Below are 17386 nucleotides of genomic sequence, written 5' to 3'. Positions count from 1 at the left end.
TTCTTGTTTAGTCATTGCAACACATTTAAAAATAAAACGTGCAGTATCGCGCAATGTGGTGCTATGGTGACCAAACACTGTTTAGTAAATTAAACAAAAATCATGAATACGACTCCTGAATTATCCTGTGACGTGCTGATCATTGGCAGCGGGGCTGCCGGACTTTCACTGGCGCTGCGCCTGGCTGAAAAACATCAGGTTATTGTCCTGAGCAAAGGCCCGGTCAGCGAAGGGTCGACATTTTATGCCCAGGGCGGTATTGCCGCGGTATTTGATGAAACCGACAGTATCGACTCTCACGTTGAAGATACCCTGATTGCCGGGGCCGGTTTGTGCGATCGCCATGCGGTTGAGTTTGTCGCCAGCAATGCCCGCACCTGCGTTCAGTGGCTAATCGATCAGGGCGTCTTGTTTGATACGCAGGTTCAGCCCAACGGTGAAGAAAGCTATCACCTGACCCGTGAAGGCGGTCATAGCCATCGACGTATCCTGCACGCTGCGGATGCTACCGGCAAAGAAGTCGAAACCACCCTCGTCAGCCAGGCGCAAAATCACCCCAACATCCGGGTTCTCGAGCGGAGTAATGCCGTCGATCTGATTGTCTCTGACAAAATCGGTCTGCCGGGAACGCGTCGGGTTGTTGGTGCCTGGATCTGGAATCGTAATAAAGAAGCCGTCGAAACCTGCCATGCGAAATCAGTCGTGTTGGCCACCGGCGGCGCATCAAAGGTCTATCAATACACCACTAATCCGGATATTTCCTCGGGCGACGGGATTGCGATGGCCTGGCGCGCGGGATGCCGCGTCGCCAACCTGGAGTTTAACCAGTTTCACCCGACGGCGCTGTATCACCCTCAGGCGCGCAATTTTCTGCTGACCGAGGCGCTGCGTGGCGAAGGCGCGCACCTGAAGCGCCCGGACGGCTCGCGCTTTATGCCCGATTTTGACGAGCGTGGCGAACTGGCTCCCCGCGATATTGTCGCCCGCGCCATTGACCACGAGATGAAACGCCTGGGCGCTGACTGCATGTTCCTCGACATCAGCCATAAACCAGAAGAATTTGTTCGTCAGCATTTTCCGATGATTTATGAAAAATTACTGGGACTGGGCATCGATCTGACTAAAGAGCCGGTTCCTATCGTTCCTGCCGCACACTATACCTGTGGCGGCGTGATGGTTGATGACTTTGGCCGCACCGATGTCGACGGGCTGTATGCGATCGGCGAAGTGAGTTACACCGGCCTGCATGGCGCCAACCGGATGGCATCGAACTCATTGCTGGAATGCCTGGTTTACGGCTGGTCCGCGGCTGAAGATATCGACAGGCGCATGCCTTATGCTCGCGGCGTTAGCACGCTCCCGGACTGGGATGAAAGCCGGGTAGAAAACCCGGATGAACTGGTTGTCATTCAGCATAACTGGCATGAGCTGCGGCTGTTTATGTGGGATTACGTCGGCATTGTGCGCACAACCAAGCGTCTGGAGCGCGCCCTGCGCCGTATCACCATGCTACAACAGGAAATCGACGAGTATTACGCCCATTTCCGTGTTTCGAACAACCTACTGGAACTGCGCAATCTGGTGCAGGTTGCTGAACTGATTGTCCGCTGCGCAATGATGCGCAAAGAGAGTCGGGGCCTGCACTACACGCTGGATTACCCGGAACAGCTTCCAGAGGCGGGCCCATCCATTCTCTCGCCGCTAAGTCATCACATAAACAGATAAAACGCCTGGGTCAGCGCCGTGTAACCTTCAGAGTAACGTTGGTCTGGCCCACGGATCACCAGCCTGTCGCTAAAGCACTCCCCGGCCTGCGGGGAGAATGCCAGCAATACCCGATGAGGTAGTCGGGCTTCCGTTTCTGCAACATCCGTGCGCAATCGCAGATGCCAGCCCATACTGAGTGCCTGCTGGGTAAATGCATTGCCGATCTGTTCCGGCAGCACCACACAGAAAAAACCTTCTTCCGTTATGCTGTCCGCTGCCAGCGTAAGTAATACCTGATGATCGAGCGTAGTGGTGTAGCGTGCCTGCTCGCGCTGCGGCGTGGCGCATTCCACCCCTTGTTCATAATAGGGAGGGTTGCTGATAATCAAATCAAAACGCACGGTCTGGCGCGGTACCCACTGCTGCGCATCTTCCGTATGGACGCTCACGCGATGCATCCACGGAGATTGCTCGATGTTCTCCTGCGCCTGCTGCGCGGCGTCAACATCAAGCTCCACGGCGTCAATGATGACGTTTTCATCAGTGCGTTGGGCCAGCATCAGCGCCAACAGGCCGCTTCCGGTACCAATATCCAGGATCCGTTTTACGCCCGCAACAGGGGCCCAGGCCCCCAATAAAATGCCGTCTGTTCCGACTTTCATTGCACAACGATCGTGTGCCACAAAAAACTGCTTAAAAGTAAATCCATTACGTCTAAGTACGGATGTAGACTGGGGCATGAAGAACAACCTTCCTGGAAAAAAAACGATAACATAGGATAAAAACAATACCTGAGAAGGTATATCCATACAAACAGATGAAGATTGCAGCCGTAACGTCTATAATCAGCGCCCCACTCAGAGGTAGAACATGACTGTAACGACTTTTTCCGAACTTGAACTCGATGAAAGCCTTCTGGATGCCCTCCAGGAAAAAGGTTTCACTCGCCCGACCGCCATTCAGGCTGCCGCCATTCCGCCTGCGCTCGATGGCCGTGATGTACTCGGTTCTGCGCCGACAGGCACCGGTAAAACGGCGGCATATTTGCTGCCAGCGTTGCAGCACCTGCTCGACTTCCCGCGCAAGAAATCTGGTCCGCCGCGCATTTTAATTTTGACACCGACGCGCGAACTGGCGATGCAGGTTGCCGAACACGCCCGTGAGCTGGCGAAGAATACGCATCTGGATATCGCAACGATTACCGGCGGCGTGGCTTACATGAACCACATGGAAGTCTTTAGCGAAAACCAGGACATCGTGGTCGCCACTACCGGTCGTCTGCTGCAGTACATTAAAGAAGAGAACTTCGACTGTCATGCAGTTGAGACGTTGATCCTCGATGAAGCAGACCGCATGCTGGACATGGGCTTTGCCCAGGACATCGAGCATATCGCCGGTGAAACCCGGTGGCGTAAGCAAACCATGCTGTTCTCCGCCACGCTGGAAGGCGATGCGATTAAAGATTTTGCCGAGCGTCTGCTGGAAGATCCGGTCGAAGTCTCAGCGGATCCGTCCACCCGTGAACGCAAGAAGATCCATCAATTTTACTACCGTGCCGATGATATCGAGCACAAAACTGCCATGCTGATCCATCTGTTAAAACAGCCGGAAGCGACCCGCTCAATTGTCTTTGTACGCAAACGCGAGCGTGTACACGAGCTGGCAGGCTGGCTGCGCCAGGCAGGCATTAATAACTGCTATCTCGAAGGCGAGATGGTGCAGAACAAACGTAACGAAGCGATCAAACGTCTGACCGATGGTCGCGTGAACGTACTGGTAGCAACCGACGTTGCCGCACGCGGGATCGATATTCCTGACGTTAGCCACGTGTTTAACTTCGACATGCCACGCAGTGGCGATGCCTATCTGCACCGCATTGGTCGCACCGGTCGCGCAGGCCGTAAAGGTACAGCGATCTCTTTGGTTGAAGCGCACGACCATCTGCTGCTCGGTAAAGCGAGCCGCTATATTGACGAGCCACTGAAAGCACGCGTCATCGACGAACTGCGTCCAACCACGCGCGCGCCAAGTGAGAAATCTAACGGTAAGCCATCCAAGAAAGTGCTGGCAAAGCGCGCCGAGAAAAAAGCCAAAGAGAAAGAGAAGCCGCGGGTGAAAAAACGTCACCGCGACGCCAAAAATATCGGCAAACGTCGTAAGCCGAGCGGAGCTGCGACTCAGCAGTCCGACAAAGAGTAAACCGAATGCCGGGCCGTCTAGCCCGGCATTTTTTGTGCACAGAAAAGCGGAAGACGCACTGGCATCTTCCGCTTTCAGATTCTCAGCTGAACGGGGGTTATTCCCCGGTAGCCTTACAGGCTCTCAGTAAAGGTACGAGCAATAACGTCGCGCTGCTGTTCTGGGGTCAGAGAGTTGAAACGCACGGCATAACCAGAAACACGGATGGTCAGCTGCGGATATTTCTCCGGATGCTTAACCGCATCTTCCAGCGTTTCGCGACGCAGAACGTTTACGTTCAGGTGTTGACCACCTTCCACGCGGACTTCCGGCTGTACGTCTACCGGCACTTCACGGTATTCGATTTCACCCAGTTTGCTGACGGCAACGACTTCATCAGCATTGAAACCTGCTTTCGCAACGATGCAGCGTGCTTCGCCTTTTTCGCTGTCCAGCAGCCAGAAAGAGTTCAGCAAGTCGTCGTTTGCAGCTTTAGTAATCTGGATACCTGTAATCATTTGATGCCTCCCCGGCAAAATTATTTGATCTCGGTTGGCCGTCATCCGGCCAATTGGTAAAACCATTGTTGCTTGAGTGTATATATACCCCTCACACACCCTTGAATCTTTGATTTAAATCAATAAAAACCATACATGGAAAGTGGTGATAGATGGATTTTATTGTTTTACATCAACTTACGCCATACATGCAGCTAAACTTTTTACATAAATTTTCAACTATCTTTAAGGGGTAGTCCCTTGAGAAACGTACAGAATTTTGCGACGCCGAAAGAAGCAGTTAAGCTAGGGGGATTGAAAATTCGCAGGAGAGCGAAATGGCTACCGAATTAACCTGGCACGATGTGCTGGCAGAAGAGAAACAGCAGCCTTATTTTGTTAACACGCTGCATACTGTGGCGGGCGAGCGTCAGTCGGGTATGACAATTTACCCGCCGCAAAAAGATGTATTCAATGCTTTTCGCTTTACCGAGCTTGGCGACGTGAAAGTCGTCATCCTGGGTCAGGACCCTTACCACGGTCCAGGCCAGGCACATGGTCTCGCGTTCTCTGTCCGCCCCGGCATTGCCACTCCGCCTTCGTTGCTGAACATGTACAAAGAGCTGGAAGCGACGATTCCAGGCTTCACGCGCCCAACCCACGGGTATCTGGAAAGTTGGGCACGCCAGGGCGTGCTGTTACTCAACACCGTACTCACCGTCCGCGCCGGTCAGGCACATTCGCACGCCAGCCTGGGGTGGGAAACATTTACTGATAAAGTTATCAGCCTGATTAACCAACATCGGGAAGGCGTGGTTTTCCTGCTCTGGGGTTCTCACGCACAGAAGAAAGGCGCGATTATTGATACGCAGCGTCACCATGTGTTGAAAGCGCCCCACCCATCACCGCTCTCTGCGCATCGCGGTTTCTTTGGCTGCAATCACTTTGTACTGGCGAATGAGTGGCTGGAACAACGAGGTGAAAAGCCAATTGACTGGACGCCGGTATTACCTGCGGAAAGCGAGTAAAAAAATGCCAGCGATTCGCTGGCATTTTTATGATCAGGCTTTGTTCTGACGCCACCACTCCGCGAGCAGCACGCCGGTCGCGACAGAAACGTTGAGCGTTTCTACCTTGCCCGTACCGTCAATCGCTACGCACAGATCGTCGGCTGAGCATGCTGCTTCTGGCAGAGCTTCACGCTCACGCCCTAATACCAGCACCATTTTTTCCGGCAACGTGGTAGTAAACAACGGTTTGCCTTTCACGCTTGAGGTCATCACTACCGTGTAACCCGCGTTACGGAAGTCGTCCAGCACATCGACAATGCTGTCACCGGTGATCGGCTGAACGTGCTCAGCTCCGCCTTCAGCTGTACGGATAGCCGCACCCGATTCCAGCAGCGCCGCATCCTGAACTACCACGCCTTTCACACCAAAGTGGGCGCAGCTACGCATCATGCCGCCCAGGTTGTGCGGGTTAGCAATATCTTCCAGGGCCAGCACGCAATCCTGCGCGCCTGCCTGACCAACCCACTGCTTAACGGTGGTGCCGTTACGCTTTTTGATCAGGAAGCAAACGCCGCCATGGTGTTCAGTGCCGGAGGCTTTCGCCAGCTCGGCTTCGTCAACCACGTGGTAGGCTTTGCGGTTTGCCGCCATCCAACGCAATGCTTCTTTAAAGCGCGGGGTTACGCTCTGAACAAACCAGGCGCGAACAATAGCGTCCGGACGACTCTGGAACAGAGCCTGACAGGCATTCTCACCGTAAACGCGAGTTTCTTCCGCGCGCTGACGGCGTAATACTTCAGGATCGATAAAGCTTTTGCCGCTAATACCGCCGTGATCTGCTTTGTCCGCTGCGTCATCACTCGGTGCGCGGGACACGGTACGCCATGGTGAATCTTCACGTCTGCGGTCGCGTTCTACATCGCGGTCACGACCACGTTCACGGCCACGTTCGCTGTTCGGACCCTTTCTGTCATCACGGGCAGGGCGACGACCGCCTTCGGCTCGGGAGGTACCGGGGCGACCGCCGCCTTTACCAGTACGTGGATTTTGGGTGCGTTTGTCCGAGTCATCGTCACTGCGGACGTACATCACTTTGACCTTGCCGTTTTTATTCTTCAGTTCGTCGCTCATGTTTTTCTCCACCTGCTCTGCGCGAAGCGCGCAGATTACCCGATGTGCACGTCGTTAGCCATTATTTCATTTAAAAGCTAAGGACTATTGTACTCATTGAATAAAACGCATTGTTGTTTAGAACAGACTCCCCGATAATATGTAACATAATAGAAACATACTGGCGTTACTGCCGTGAAGTCCACTCCACTCATCCAGAGGTTAGTTATGAATACCGTTTGTACCAGCTGCCAGGCTATCAACCGTATCCCCGACGATCGTGTCCAGGAAGCGGCTAAATGCGGACGCTGTGGTCACGACCTGTTTGATGGGGAGGTGATCAATGCGACCGGTGAAACACTGGATAAACTGTTAAAAGACGATCTCCCGGTGGTGGTTGATTTTTGGGCCCCCTGGTGTGGTCCATGTCGTAACTTCGCCCCGATTTTTGAAGATGTCGCGGAAGAGCGTAGCGGTAAAGTGCGTTTTGTTAAAGTGAATACGGAAGCCGAGCGTGAACTCAGCGCCCGTTTCGGTATCCGCAGCATTCCGACCATCATGATCTTCAGAAAAGGTGAAATCGTCGACATGCTTAACGGCGCTGTACCAAAAGCCCCGTTTGATAGCTGGCTTAACGAATCATTATAATCTCTACGGGGCGCATCTTGTGCCCCGTTTTCACCTCTGCGACAATAGCGTTTTTCAACGTGTTTCCCCATGACCGATAACGCTGTTCTTCTGTTACGCGCTGAGCGCCTTGCGCGCGCCACGCGCCCTTTCCTTGCCCGAGGTAATCGCATTCGCCGCTGTCAGCGCTGCCTGCTGCCGCTGAAGCTCTGCTTGTGCGCAACGCTAATGCCCTCTGAGGCAAAAAGTCGCTTTTGTCTGGTTATGTTTGACACCGAGCCGATGAAGCCCAGTAACACGGGACGTTTGATTGCCGATATTCTGCCCGATACCACGGCTTTTCAGTGGTCACGCACCGAACCGCCTCAGGCGCTGCTCGAACTGGTGAAAAATCCGGATTACCAGCCGATGGTTGTATTCCCGGCCTCTTATGCAGGCGAAGAGCGTGAAGTGATTTTCACGCCACCAGCCGGTAAACCACCGTTGTTTATTATGCTTGATGGTACCTGGCCTGAGGCGCGTAAAATGTTCCGCAAAAGCCCGTACCTTGATAACCTGCCGGTAATCTCCGTTGATTTATCGCGTCTTTCTGCTTACCACCTGCGCGGCGTTCACGCCGAAGGGCAATACTGTACCGCCGAAGTGGCCATCGCCTTATTGGATCTGGCGGGTGATACGCAAGCCGCGGAAGGGTTAAGCGATCATTTCACTCGCTTTAAAACCCGCTATCTGGCAGGAAAAACCCAACATCAGGGAAGCGTCACAGCAGACTCGCCAGAAAGCGTTTAAAATCATTCGGTCACTGGTGTCATTAAGGAAGCCGATATGAGTCAGCGTGGTCTGGAAGCACTACTGCGACCGAAATCCATTGCAGTGATTGGGGCGTCAATGAAACCTAATCGCGCGGGTTACCTGATGATGCGTAACCTGCTTGCCGGGGGATTCAATGGACCTGTTTTACCGGTGACGCCCGCATGGAAAGCGGTGTTGGGCGTACTGGCCTGGCCCAATATCAATAGCCTGCCTTTTAGCCCGGACCTCGCCGTATTGTGCACCAATGCCAGCCGTAACCTGGCGTTACTCGAAGCGCTTGGCGAGAAAGGCTGTAAAACCTGCATTATTCTCTCGGCTCCCGCGGCACAGCACGCAGAACTGCTGGCCTGCGCATCACGCTACAACATACGTTTGCTGGGCCCCAACAGCCTGGGACTTCTCGCCCCCTGGCAGGGACTTAACGCCAGCTTTTCCCCTGTCCCGATTAAGCGCGGCAAGCTGGCTTTTATCTCTCAATCCGCTGCCGTATCCAATACCATACTCGACTGGGCACAGCAGAGAGAAATGGGCTTTTCTTACTTTATTGCGCTGGGTGACAGCCTGGATATCGACGTTGATGAACTGCTGGATTACCTGGCGCGTGACAGCAAAACCAGCGCAATATTGCTGTATCTCGAACATTTAAGCGATGCCCGGCGCTTTGTTTCCGCCGCCCGTAGCGCCTCGCGCAATAAACCCATTCTGGTGATTAAGAGCGGTCGCAGTCCAGCGGCGCAGCGTTTACTGCATACCAGCGCAGGGATGGACCCAGCCTGGGACGCGGCTATCCAGCGCGCCGGTTTATTACGCGTGCAAGATACTCACGAACTGTTCTCGGCGGTCGAAACCCTGAGCCACATGCGTCCGCTGCGTGGCGACAGACTGATGATCATCAGCAATGGGGCCGCGCCAGCCGCACTGGCATTAGATGAACTGTGGTCAAAAAATGGCAAGCTGGCGACGCTGAGCGAAGATACCAGCCAGAAATTACGCGATACCTTGCCTGAGCATGTTGATATCGCCAACCCGCTGGATCTGCGTGATGATGCCAGCAGCGAACACTACGTTAAAACGCTGGATATTTTGCTCGCCAGCCAGGATTTCGACGCGCTGATGGTAATTCACTCCCCCAGCGCGGCCGCTCCCGGCACCGAAAGCGCGCAAGCATTAATCGAAGCGGTAAAGCGACATCCACGCGGTAAGTTCGTCTCGTTGCTGACCAACTGGTGCGGAGAGTTTTCCTCTCAGGAGGCCCGTAGGCTGTTTAGCGAAGCCGGATTACCTACCTACCGTACGCCGGAAGGCACCATCACTGCGTTTATGCATATGGTGGAGTATCGGCGTAACCAGAAGCAGTTGCGGGAAACGCCTGCGCTGCCGGATTACCTGACCACCAACACCGCCGAAGCGCACAATCTGTTACAGCAGGCGATTGCTGAAGGAGCAACGTCGCTGGATACCCATGAAGTGCAGCCGATTTTACAGGCCTATGGCTTACACACTCTGCCAACGTGGATCGCCAGCGACAGCGCAGAAGCCGTACACATCGCGGAGCAAATCGGCTACCCGGTGGCGCTAAAGCTGCGTTCTCCTGATATCCCGCATAAATCAGAAGTTCAGGGGGTAATGCTCTACCTGCGTACGGCAACAGAAGTGCAGCAGGCCGCCAATGCGATTTTTGATCGGGTAAAAATGGCCTGGCCGCAGGCACGCATTCACGGTTTATTAGTACAAAGTATGGCGAATCGCGCTGGCGCTCAGGAGCTTCGCGTCGTTGTTGAACACGACCCGGTATTTGGCCCATTGATTATGCTGGGTGAAGGTGGGGTTGAGTGGCGACCGGAAGAGCAAGCCGTAGTGGCATTGCCGCCATTGAATATGAATCTGGCGCGTTATCTGGTGATCCAGGGGATCAAAAATAAGAAGATCCGCGCTCGTAGCGCACTACGCCCACTGGATATCGCCGGGTTAAGTCAGCTTCTGGTGCAGGTCTCCAACCTAATCGTCGATTGTCCGGAAATTCAGCGTCTGGATATTCATCCGCTGCTGGCCTCCGCCGGTGAATTTACCGCACTGGATGTCACGCTGGACATTGCCCCATTCACGGGCGATAACGAAAGCAGACTGGCGGTACGTCCCTACCCCCATCAGCTAGAAGAATGGGTAGAGTTGAAAAACGGCGAGCGCTGCCTGTTCCGCCCCATTTTGCCAGAGGATGAGCCTCATCTGCAGCAGTTCATTTCTCAGGTAACCAAAGAAGATCTTTATTATCGCTATTTCAGTGAGATCAACGAATTTACCCACGAAGATTTAGCCAATATGACGCAGATCGACTACGATCGGGAAATGGCCTTTGTTGCGGTACGGTGTAAAGATAATCAGCAAGAGATCCTCGGCGTAACGAGGGCAATCTCGGATCCTGATAACGTTGACGCCGAGTTTGCCGTGCTGGTACGTTCAGATCTCAAAGGGCTCGGACTGGGCCGTCGGTTGATGGAAAAGTTAATTGCATATACCCGAGATCACGGACTTATGCGTTTGAATGGTATTACGATGCCAAACAATCGTGGGATGGTCGCCCTGGCCCGAAAACTCGGGTTTGTTGTTGACGTCCAGCTCGAAGAGGGAATTGTTGGGCTAACGCTTAATCTGGCCCAATTTGAGGAATCGTGAGTAAGGTACTGGAAATGTTGACCACATTAATGGGTACTGGTGGTATCATTGCCCGCTTATGTCGTCTGCATAGCACAGAGGACCCTTCAATGAACAGAGAAGAAATGCACTGTGATGTTGTCAAAATTTAAGCGTAATAAACATCAACAACACCTTGCCCAACTACCCAAGATTTCTCAGTCAGTTGATGATGTAGATTTCTTTTATGCTCCCGCTAATTTCAGGGAGACTCTGCTGGAAAAAATAGCCAGCGCGACGCGACGGATCTGCATTATTGCGCTGTACCTGGAACAGGATGACGGTGGCAAAGGCATACTCGACGCGCTCTATGCGGCAAAACGGCAGCGTCCTGAGCTGGATGTCCGGGTGCTTGTGGACTGGCACCGAGCCCAGCGCGGACGTATTGGTGCTGCGGCTTCGAATACCAACGCTGACTGGTATTGCCGAATGGCGCAAGAAAACCCTGGTATCGATATTCCTGTCTACGGCGTTCCGATTAACACCCGAGAAGCACTTGGCGTCCTGCATTTTAAAGGCTTTATCATCGATGACAGCGTCCTGTACAGCGGGGCCAGTCTGAACGATGTTTATCTGCATCAGCATGATAAATATCGCTATGACCGCTATCAGTTGATTCGCAACGCGCAAATGGCCGATATCATGTTCGATTGGGTTACACAGAACCTGATGAATGGTCGCGGCGTTAATCGCCTTGATGATATCAATCGCCCTAAAAGCCCGGAAATTAAAAATGACATCCGCCTGTATCGTCAGGAACTGCGCGATGCGTCATTCCATTTTCAGGGTGATGCGGATAATGAACAGCTTTCGGTTACGCCTCTGGTGGGACTTGGTAAATCCAGTCTGTTAAATAAGACCATTTTTCACCTCATGCCCTGCGCGGAGCACAAGCTCACAATCTGCACCCCTTATTTCAACCTGCCTGCCATACTGGTGCGCAATATCATTCAGCTGCTGCGTGAAGGGAAAAAGGTCGAAATCATTGTCGGTGATAAAACCGCCAACGACTTTTTCATTCCGGAAGATGAGCCATTCAAGATCATCGGTGCGCTGCCATATCTGTATGAAATCAATCTGCGCCGTTTCCTGAGCAGATTGCAGTATTACGTGAATACCGACCAGCTGGTCGTGCGCTTATGGAAAGATGATGACAATACCTATCATCTGAAAGGTATGTGGGTTGATGATAAATGGATGCTGCTCACCGGCAACAACCTTAACCCTCGCGCCTGGCGTCTGGATCTGGAAAACGCCATCCTTATCCACGATCCTAAGCAAGAGCTGACTCCCCAGCGCGATAAAGAGCTGGAGCTTATCCGCACGCATACCACAGTGGTTAAGCACTATCGCGACCTGCAAAGCATTGCTGACTATCCAGTCAAAGTGCGTAAGCTCATCCGTCGACTACGCCGTATTCGTATCGACAGATTAATTAGCCGTATTCTGTAACCAAGACCCCGTCCAGTGACGGGGTTTTTCATATGGAGGTAACGGTGCGCCTGTTTATTCTTACCAGTATCCTGGCCATTTCTGGCTGCAGCCACATGGCAAATGACCGCTGGAGCGGACAAGACAAAGCTCAACACTTCATCGCCTCCGCCATGCTTGCCGCAGCCGGAAATGAATATGCCCAACATCAGGGTAACAGCCGCGATCGCAGTGCGGCTATCGGCCTGATGTTCTCAGTCAGCCTGGGCGCGTCAAAAGAGTTGTGGGACAGCCGCCCCGCAGGGAGCGGCTGGAGCTGGAAGGACTTCGCCTGGGATGTTGCAGGCGCGTCTACCGGCTATGCGGTCTGGCAACTGGCACATTACTAGAGGCGCAGACCTTTCCCCTTCCCATGCAGCATCAGCGATACTAAAAACGCGACGACTGCCAGCGCTGTAACGTACCAGAAGAATGTCGTTTCCATACCGACAGACTTCAGGGATAACGCCACATATTCGGCTGAGCCACCAAACAGGGCATTAGCTACCGCATAAGATAAGCCAACTCCCAAAGCGCGCACCTGCGCCGGGAACATTTCAGCCTTCAGAATACCGCTGATTGACGTATAGAAACTCACGATCAACAAAGCGCACATCACCAGAGCAAACGCCATATACGGGGACGTTACGCTTTGCAATGCTGTCAGAATGGGAACGGTGAAAATCGCGGCCAACGCGCCAAAACACAACATTGAAGTACGTCGGCCAATTTTATCTGACAAGGCACCAAACAGCGGCTGTACCAGCATGAACACACACAGTGCCGCTGTCATAATCCCGCTGGCTACGTTGGCATGCATACCGGCGGTGTTAACCAGATACTTCTGCATATAGGTTGTGAAGGTATAAAAACACAGCGAGCCTGCAGCGGTAAAGCCAAGCACCATGATAAAGGCTTTACGATTACGCCACAGCCCTTTCAGAGAACCTGCTTCTTTCAGCGCGCGAACGTCCTGTTTCGAGGTTTCATCTAACTGGCGACGTAGCCATAGCGCAACAATAGCCAGTACGGCACCCAACGCAAATGGAATACGCCACCCCCACGATCTTAGCGCTGAGTCTTCTAACGTTTGCTGTAATATGACCACAACCAGCAATGCCAGTAACTGCCCACCAATTAACGTCACATACTGGAATGAAGCATAAAAACCTTTCTTACCTTCAACGGCTACTTCACTCATATAGGTAGCGCTGGTTCCGTATTCGCCACCAACAGACAGCCCCTGAAATAGTCTGGCCAGCAGCAATAGCGCAGGAGCCCAGGTACCGATGGTCTCATACCCCGGTAGACAAGCGATCACCAACGATCCCATACACATCATACAAACTGACAGCAGCATAGACTTTTTACGCCCATGCTTATCTGCGATGCGACCAAACAACCAGCCGCCAATCGGTCGCATCAGAAAGCCTGCAGCAAAAACGCCTGCAGTTTGTAAGAGTTGTGTGGTGGTGTTTCCGGAGGGAAAAAAGATGTGAGCGAAATAGAGGGAGCAGAAAGAGTAGATATAGAAATCAAACCATTCGACCAGATTCCCTGATGATGCTCCGACAATCGCCCATATACGACGACGGGTATCGCCGTCTGCCAGCATCCCGTTCTCAGTTACACTGCTATCAGCCATTAGAATTGTACCCCTGCCAACGATCGCGTTAATTTATCAACGAAGGTTATGTCTATTTTGGTGAACCAAATGTTATATAATTGTTATAACTCATTATGCGAGAAAGATCACGGTTTTAATTAGCAGGAAAATGATTCAGATATGTTCGAGGGAGAGAGTCGAGTTATCGGCCAGAAATAGTGTGAGTTTTGTAGGACGGATAAGGCGGGACGCCGCATCCGGCGGTTTTCTCTCCGTACAGACGCAAAAAAGCCCATCCGTCAGGATGGGCTTCTTCACTTGTTTGATGCCTGGCAGTTTATGGCGGGCGTCCTGCCCGCCACCCTCCGGGCCGTTGCTGCGCAACGTTCAAATCCGCTCCCGGCGGATTTGTCCTCCTCAGGAGAGCGCTCACCGACAGACCACACATAAAACAAAAGGCCCGGTCTTTCGACCGGGCCTTTCGCTTTTATTTGATGCCTGGCAGTTCCCTACTCTCGCATGGGGAGACCCCACACTACCATCGGCGCTACGGCGTTTCACTTCTGAGTTCGGCATGGGGTCAGGTGGGACCACCGCGCTACAGCCGCCAGGCAAATTCTGTTTATCAACACACCTCTTGGGCATGTCGATGTAATCTGTATCAGGCTGAAAATATCTTCTCAAATCCGCCAAAACATCTTCGGCGTTGTAAGGTTAAGCCTCACGGTTCATTAGTATCGGTTAGCTCAATGTATCGCTACACTTACACACCCGACCTATCAACGTCATAGTCTTTAACGTTCCTTCAGGAGACTTAAAGTCTCAGGGAGAACTCATCTCGGGGCAAGTTTCGTGCTTAGATGCTTTCAGCACTTATCTCTTCCGCATTTAGCTACCGGGCAATGCCATTGGCATGACAACCCGAACACCAGTGATGCGTCCACTCCGGTCCTCTCGTACTAGGAGCAGCCCCCCTCAATTCTCCAGCGCCCACGGCAGATAGGGACCGAACTGTCTCACGACGTTCTAAACCCAGCTCGCGTACCACTTTAAATGGCGAACAGCCATACCCTTGGGACCTACTTCAGCCCCAGGATGTGATGAGCCGACATCGAGGTGCCAAACACCGCCGTCGATATGAACTCTTGGGCGGTATCAGCCTGTTATCCCCGGAGTACCTTTTATCCGTTGAGCGATGGCCCTTCCATTCAGAACCACCGGATCACTAAGACCTGCTTTCGCACCTGCTCGAGCCGTCACTCTCGCAGTCAAGCTAGCTTATGCCTTTGCACTAACCTCCTGATGTCCGACCAGGATTAGCTAACCTTCGTGCTCCTCCGTTACTCTTTAGGAGGAGACCGCCCCAGTCAAACTACCCACCAGACACTGTCCGCAACCCGGGTAACGGGTCTACGTTAGAACACCAGCCATTAAAGGGTGGTATTTCAAGGTTGGCTCCACGCAGACTGGCGTCCACGCTTCAAAGCCTCCCACCTATCCTACACATCAAGGACCAGTGTTCAGTGTCAAGCTATAGTAAAGGTTCACGGGGTCTTTCCGTCTTGCCGCGGGTACACTGCATCTTCACAGCGAGTTCAATTTCACTGAGTCTCGGGTGGAGACAGCCTGGCCATCATTACGCCATTCGTGCAGGTCGGAACTTACCCGACAAGGAATTTCGCTACCTTAGGACCGTTATAGTTACGGCCGCCGTTTACCGGGGCTTCGATCAAGAGCTTCTCCTTACGGATAACCCCATCAATTAACCTTCCGGCACCGGGCAGGCGTCACACCGTATACGTCCACTTTCGTGTTTGCACAGTGCTGTGTTTTTAATAAACAGTTGCAGCCAGCTGGTATCTTCGACTGATTTCAGCTCCATGGGTAAACCACTTCACCTACATATCAGCGTGCCTTCTCCCGAAGTTACGGCACCATTTTGCCTAGTTCCTTCACCCGAGTTCTCTCAAGCGCCTTGGTATTCTCTACCTGACCACCTGTGTCGGTTTGGGGTACGATTTCGTGTTACCTGATGCTTAGAGGCTTTTCCTGGAAGCAGGGCATTTGTTACTTCAGCACCGTAGTGCCTCGTCATCACACCTCAGCGTTAATAAGGTACCGGATTTACCTGGAACCTCCGCCTACATGCTTAAACCGGGACAACCGTCGCCCGGCTAACATAGCCTTCTCCGTCCCCCCTTCGCAGTAACACCAAGTACAGGAATATTAACCTGTTTCCCATCGACTACGCCTTTCGGCCTCGCCTTAGGGGTCGACTCACCCTGCCCCGATTAACGTTGGACAGGAACCCTTGGTCTTCCGGCGTGCGGGTTTTTCACCCGCATTATCGTTACTTATGTCAGCATTCGCACTTCTGATACCTCCAGCATGCCTCACGACACACCTTCAACGGCTTACAGAACGCTCCCCTACCCAACAACACATAGTGTCGCTGCCGCAGCTTCGGTGCATGGTTTAGCCCCGTTACATCTTCCGCGCAGGCCGACTCGACCAGTGAGCTATTACGCTTTCTTTAAATGATGGCTGCTTCTAAGCCAACATCCTGGCTGTCTGTGCCTTCCCACATCGTTTCCCACTTAACCATGACTTTGGGACCTTAGCTGGCGGTCTGGGTTGTTTCCCTCTTCACGACGGACGTTAGCACCCGCCGTGTGTCTCCCGTGATAACATTCTTCGGTATTCGCAGTTTGCATCGGGTTGGTAAGTCGGGATGACCCCCTAGCCGAAACAGTGCTCTACCCCCGAAGATGAATTCACGAGGCGCTACCTAAATAGCTTTCGGGGAGAACCAGCTATCTCCCGGTTTGATTGGCCTTTCACCCCCAGCCACAAGTCATCCGCTAATTTTTCAACATTAGTCGGTTCGGTCCTCCAGTTAGTGTTACCCAACCTTCAACCTGCCCATGGCTAGATCACCGGGTTTCGGGTCTATACCCTGCAACTTAACGCCCAGTTAAGACTCGGTTTCCCTTCGGCTCCCCTATTCGGTTAACCTTGCTACAGAATATAAGTCGCTGACCCATTATACAAAAGGTACGCAGTCACCCCATAAAGAGGCTCCCACTGCTTGTACGTACACGGTTTCAGGTTCTTTTTCACTCCCCTCGCCGGGGTTCTTTTCGCCTTTCCCTCACGGTACTGGTTCACTATCGGTCAGTCAGGAGTATTTAGCCTTGGAGGATGGTCCCCCCATATTCAGACAGGATACCACGTGTCCCGCCCTACTCTTCGAGTTCACAACATATGCACTTTTGTGTACGGGACTATCACCCTGTACCGTCGGACTTTCCAGACCGTTCCACTAACACACATGCTGATTCAGACTCTGGGCTGCTCCCCGTTCGCTCGCCGCTACTGGGGGAATCTCGGTTGATTTCTTTTCCTCGGGGTACTTAGATGTTTCAGTTCCCCCGGTTCGCTTCATTACGCTATGTATTCACGTAATGATAGTGTGACGAATCACACTGGGTTTCCCCATTCGGAAATCGCCGGTTATAACGGTTCATATCACCTTACCGACGCTTATCGCAGATTAGCACGTCCTTCATCGCCTCTGACTGCCAGGGCATCCACCGTGTACGCTTAGTCGCTTAACCTCACAACCCGAAGATGTTTCTTTCGATTCATCATCGTGCTGCAAAAATTTGAGAGACTCG

General features: G+C 52.8%; 12 protein-coding genes and 2 rRNA genes. 8 read left to right on the top strand and 6 right to left on the bottom strand.

Annotated features, from left to right (window positions below):
- Nucleotides 1–102 precede the first annotated feature (102 nt).
- Entirely contained in the window at nt 103–1725 is a 1623-nt protein-coding gene (gene nadB / locus WHR59_RS06075) for an L-aspartate oxidase (RefSeq protein ID WP_047409429.1), read from the top strand.
- Here nadB and trmN read toward each other — a convergent pair.
- Complete coding sequence (trmN, locus tag WHR59_RS06070) at nt 1710–2447, bottom strand: tRNA(1)(Val) (adenine(37)-N(6))-methyltransferase TrmN (RefSeq protein WP_213733267.1); 738 nt, start codon at nt 2445–2447, stop codon at nt 1710–1712. The two genes, nadB and trmN, sit on opposite strands and share 16 nt — an antisense overlap.
- A gap of 130 nt (nt 2448–2577) precedes the next feature.
- Between trmN and srmB the strand changes: the two genes are divergently transcribed.
- Nucleotides 2578–3906, top strand: a complete 1329-nt coding sequence (gene srmB / locus WHR59_RS06065; protein WP_003835340.1) for an ATP-dependent RNA helicase SrmB — start codon at nt 2578–2580, stop codon at nt 3904–3906.
- A gap of 113 nt (nt 3907–4019) precedes the next feature.
- Here the strand turns inward: srmB and grcA are convergent, their stop codons facing one another.
- A complete protein-coding gene (gene grcA / locus WHR59_RS06060) occupies nt 4020–4403 on the bottom strand; it encodes an autonomous glycyl radical cofactor GrcA (RefSeq protein ID WP_003037563.1) in 384 nt (127 codons plus the stop codon).
- A 317-nt stretch (nt 4404–4720) separates the two neighbouring features.
- Here grcA and ung point away from each other — a divergent pair, with 317 nt between their 5' ends.
- Nucleotides 4721–5410 (top strand): uracil-DNA glycosylase, encoded by a 690-nt coding sequence (gene ung / locus WHR59_RS06055; protein ID WP_080626221.1) that lies wholly within the window; start codon nt 4721–4723, stop codon nt 5408–5410.
- Nucleotides 5411–5443: 33 nt separating this feature from the next.
- On the opposite strand, the gene WHR59_RS06050 is transcribed toward ung, so the two are convergent.
- Nucleotides 5444–6523, bottom strand: a complete 1080-nt coding sequence (locus tag WHR59_RS06050) for a tRNA/rRNA methyltransferase (protein WP_043017227.1) — start codon at nt 6521–6523, stop codon at nt 5444–5446.
- A 207-nt stretch (nt 6524–6730) separates the two neighbouring features.
- On the opposite strand from WHR59_RS06050, the gene trxC reads away from it, so the two are divergent.
- From trxC to WHR59_RS06020, 5 genes are all read left to right on the top strand, one after another.
- Complete coding sequence (trxC, locus tag WHR59_RS06045; RefSeq protein ID WP_003037559.1) at nt 6731–7150, top strand: thioredoxin TrxC; 420 nt, start codon at nt 6731–6733, stop codon at nt 7148–7150.
- A 69-nt stretch (nt 7151–7219) separates the two neighbouring features.
- A complete protein-coding gene (gene tapT / locus WHR59_RS06040) occupies nt 7220–7918 on the top strand; it encodes a tRNA-uridine aminocarboxypropyltransferase (protein WP_043017228.1) in 699 nt (232 codons plus the stop codon).
- A gap of 36 nt (nt 7919–7954) precedes the next feature.
- Complete coding sequence (locus WHR59_RS06035) at nt 7955–10615, top strand: bifunctional acetate--CoA ligase family protein/GNAT family N-acetyltransferase (RefSeq protein ID WP_075145817.1); 2661 nt, start codon at nt 7955–7957, stop codon at nt 10613–10615.
- 114 nt (nt 10616–10729) lie between these two features.
- Nucleotides 10730–12085 (top strand): CDP-diacylglycerol--serine O-phosphatidyltransferase, encoded by a 1356-nt coding sequence (pssA, locus tag WHR59_RS06025; protein WP_003835350.1) that lies wholly within the window; start codon nt 10730–10732, stop codon nt 12083–12085.
- Nucleotides 12086–12117: 32 nt separating this feature from the next.
- Nucleotides 12118–12453: a YfiM family lipoprotein gene (locus WHR59_RS06020; protein ID WP_226791943.1), complete on the top strand. Its 336-nt coding sequence runs from the start codon at nt 12118–12120 to the stop codon at nt 12451–12453.
- Here the strand turns inward: WHR59_RS06020 and WHR59_RS06015 are convergent.
- From WHR59_RS06015 to WHR59_RS06005, 3 genes are all read right to left on the bottom strand, one after another.
- Nucleotides 12450–13748, bottom strand: coding sequence for an MFS transporter (locus WHR59_RS06015; RefSeq protein ID WP_043017230.1), 1299 nt, complete (start codon nt 13746–13748; stop codon nt 12450–12452). The genes WHR59_RS06020 and WHR59_RS06015 overlap by 4 nt on opposite strands.
- A 457-nt stretch (nt 13749–14205) precedes the next feature.
- Nucleotides 14206–14321: ribosomal RNA gene (rrf, locus tag WHR59_RS06010) — 5S ribosomal RNA — on the bottom strand.
- Nucleotides 14322–14419: 98 nt separating this feature from the next.
- Nucleotides 14420–17326, bottom strand: a 23S ribosomal RNA gene (locus WHR59_RS06005).
- Between the last annotated feature and the right edge of the window lie 60 nt (nt 17327–17386).

It is taken from the genome of Citrobacter europaeus (genome assembly GCF_037482245.1).
In the GTDB taxonomy this organism is placed as follows: Bacteria; Pseudomonadota; Gammaproteobacteria; order Enterobacterales; family Enterobacteriaceae; genus Citrobacter; species Citrobacter europaeus.
This window is presented reverse-complemented; position numbering and strand designations above follow the sequence as displayed.

What these genes read in the sequence shown, in the direction of transcription:
- tapT (WP_043017228.1), top strand. Translation starts at nt 7,220, where the DNA reads ATGACCGATAACGCTGTTCTTCTGTTACGCGCTGAGCGCCTTGCGCGC.
- grcA (WP_003037563.1), bottom strand. Translation starts at nt 4,403, where the DNA reads ATGATTACAGGTATCCAGATTACTAAAGCTGCAAACGACGACTTGCTG.
- WHR59_RS06020 (WP_226791943.1), top strand. Translation starts at nt 12,118, where the DNA reads ATGGAGGTAACGGTGCGCCTGTTTATTCTTACCAGTATCCTGGCCATT.
- trmN (WP_213733267.1), bottom strand. Translation starts at nt 2,447, where the DNA reads ATGCCCCAGTCTACATCCGTACTTAGACGTAATGGATTTACTTTTAAG.
- WHR59_RS06015 (WP_043017230.1), bottom strand. Translation starts at nt 13,748, where the DNA reads ATGGCTGATAGCAGTGTAACTGAGAACGGGATGCTGGCAGACGGCGAT.
- srmB (WP_003835340.1), top strand. Translation starts at nt 2,578, where the DNA reads ATGACTGTAACGACTTTTTCCGAACTTGAACTCGATGAAAGCCTTCTG.
- pssA (WP_003835350.1), top strand. Translation starts at nt 10,730, where the DNA reads ATGTTGTCAAAATTTAAGCGTAATAAACATCAACAACACCTTGCCCAA.
- ung (WP_080626221.1), top strand. Translation starts at nt 4,721, where the DNA reads ATGGCTACCGAATTAACCTGGCACGATGTGCTGGCAGAAGAGAAACAG.
- nadB (WP_047409429.1), top strand. Translation starts at nt 103, where the DNA reads ATGAATACGACTCCTGAATTATCCTGTGACGTGCTGATCATTGGCAGC.
- trxC (WP_003037559.1), top strand. Translation starts at nt 6,731, where the DNA reads ATGAATACCGTTTGTACCAGCTGCCAGGCTATCAACCGTATCCCCGAC.
- WHR59_RS06035 (WP_075145817.1), top strand. Translation starts at nt 7,955, where the DNA reads ATGAGTCAGCGTGGTCTGGAAGCACTACTGCGACCGAAATCCATTGCA.
- WHR59_RS06050 (WP_043017227.1), bottom strand. Translation starts at nt 6,523, where the DNA reads ATGAGCGACGAACTGAAGAATAAAAACGGCAAGGTCAAAGTGATGTAC.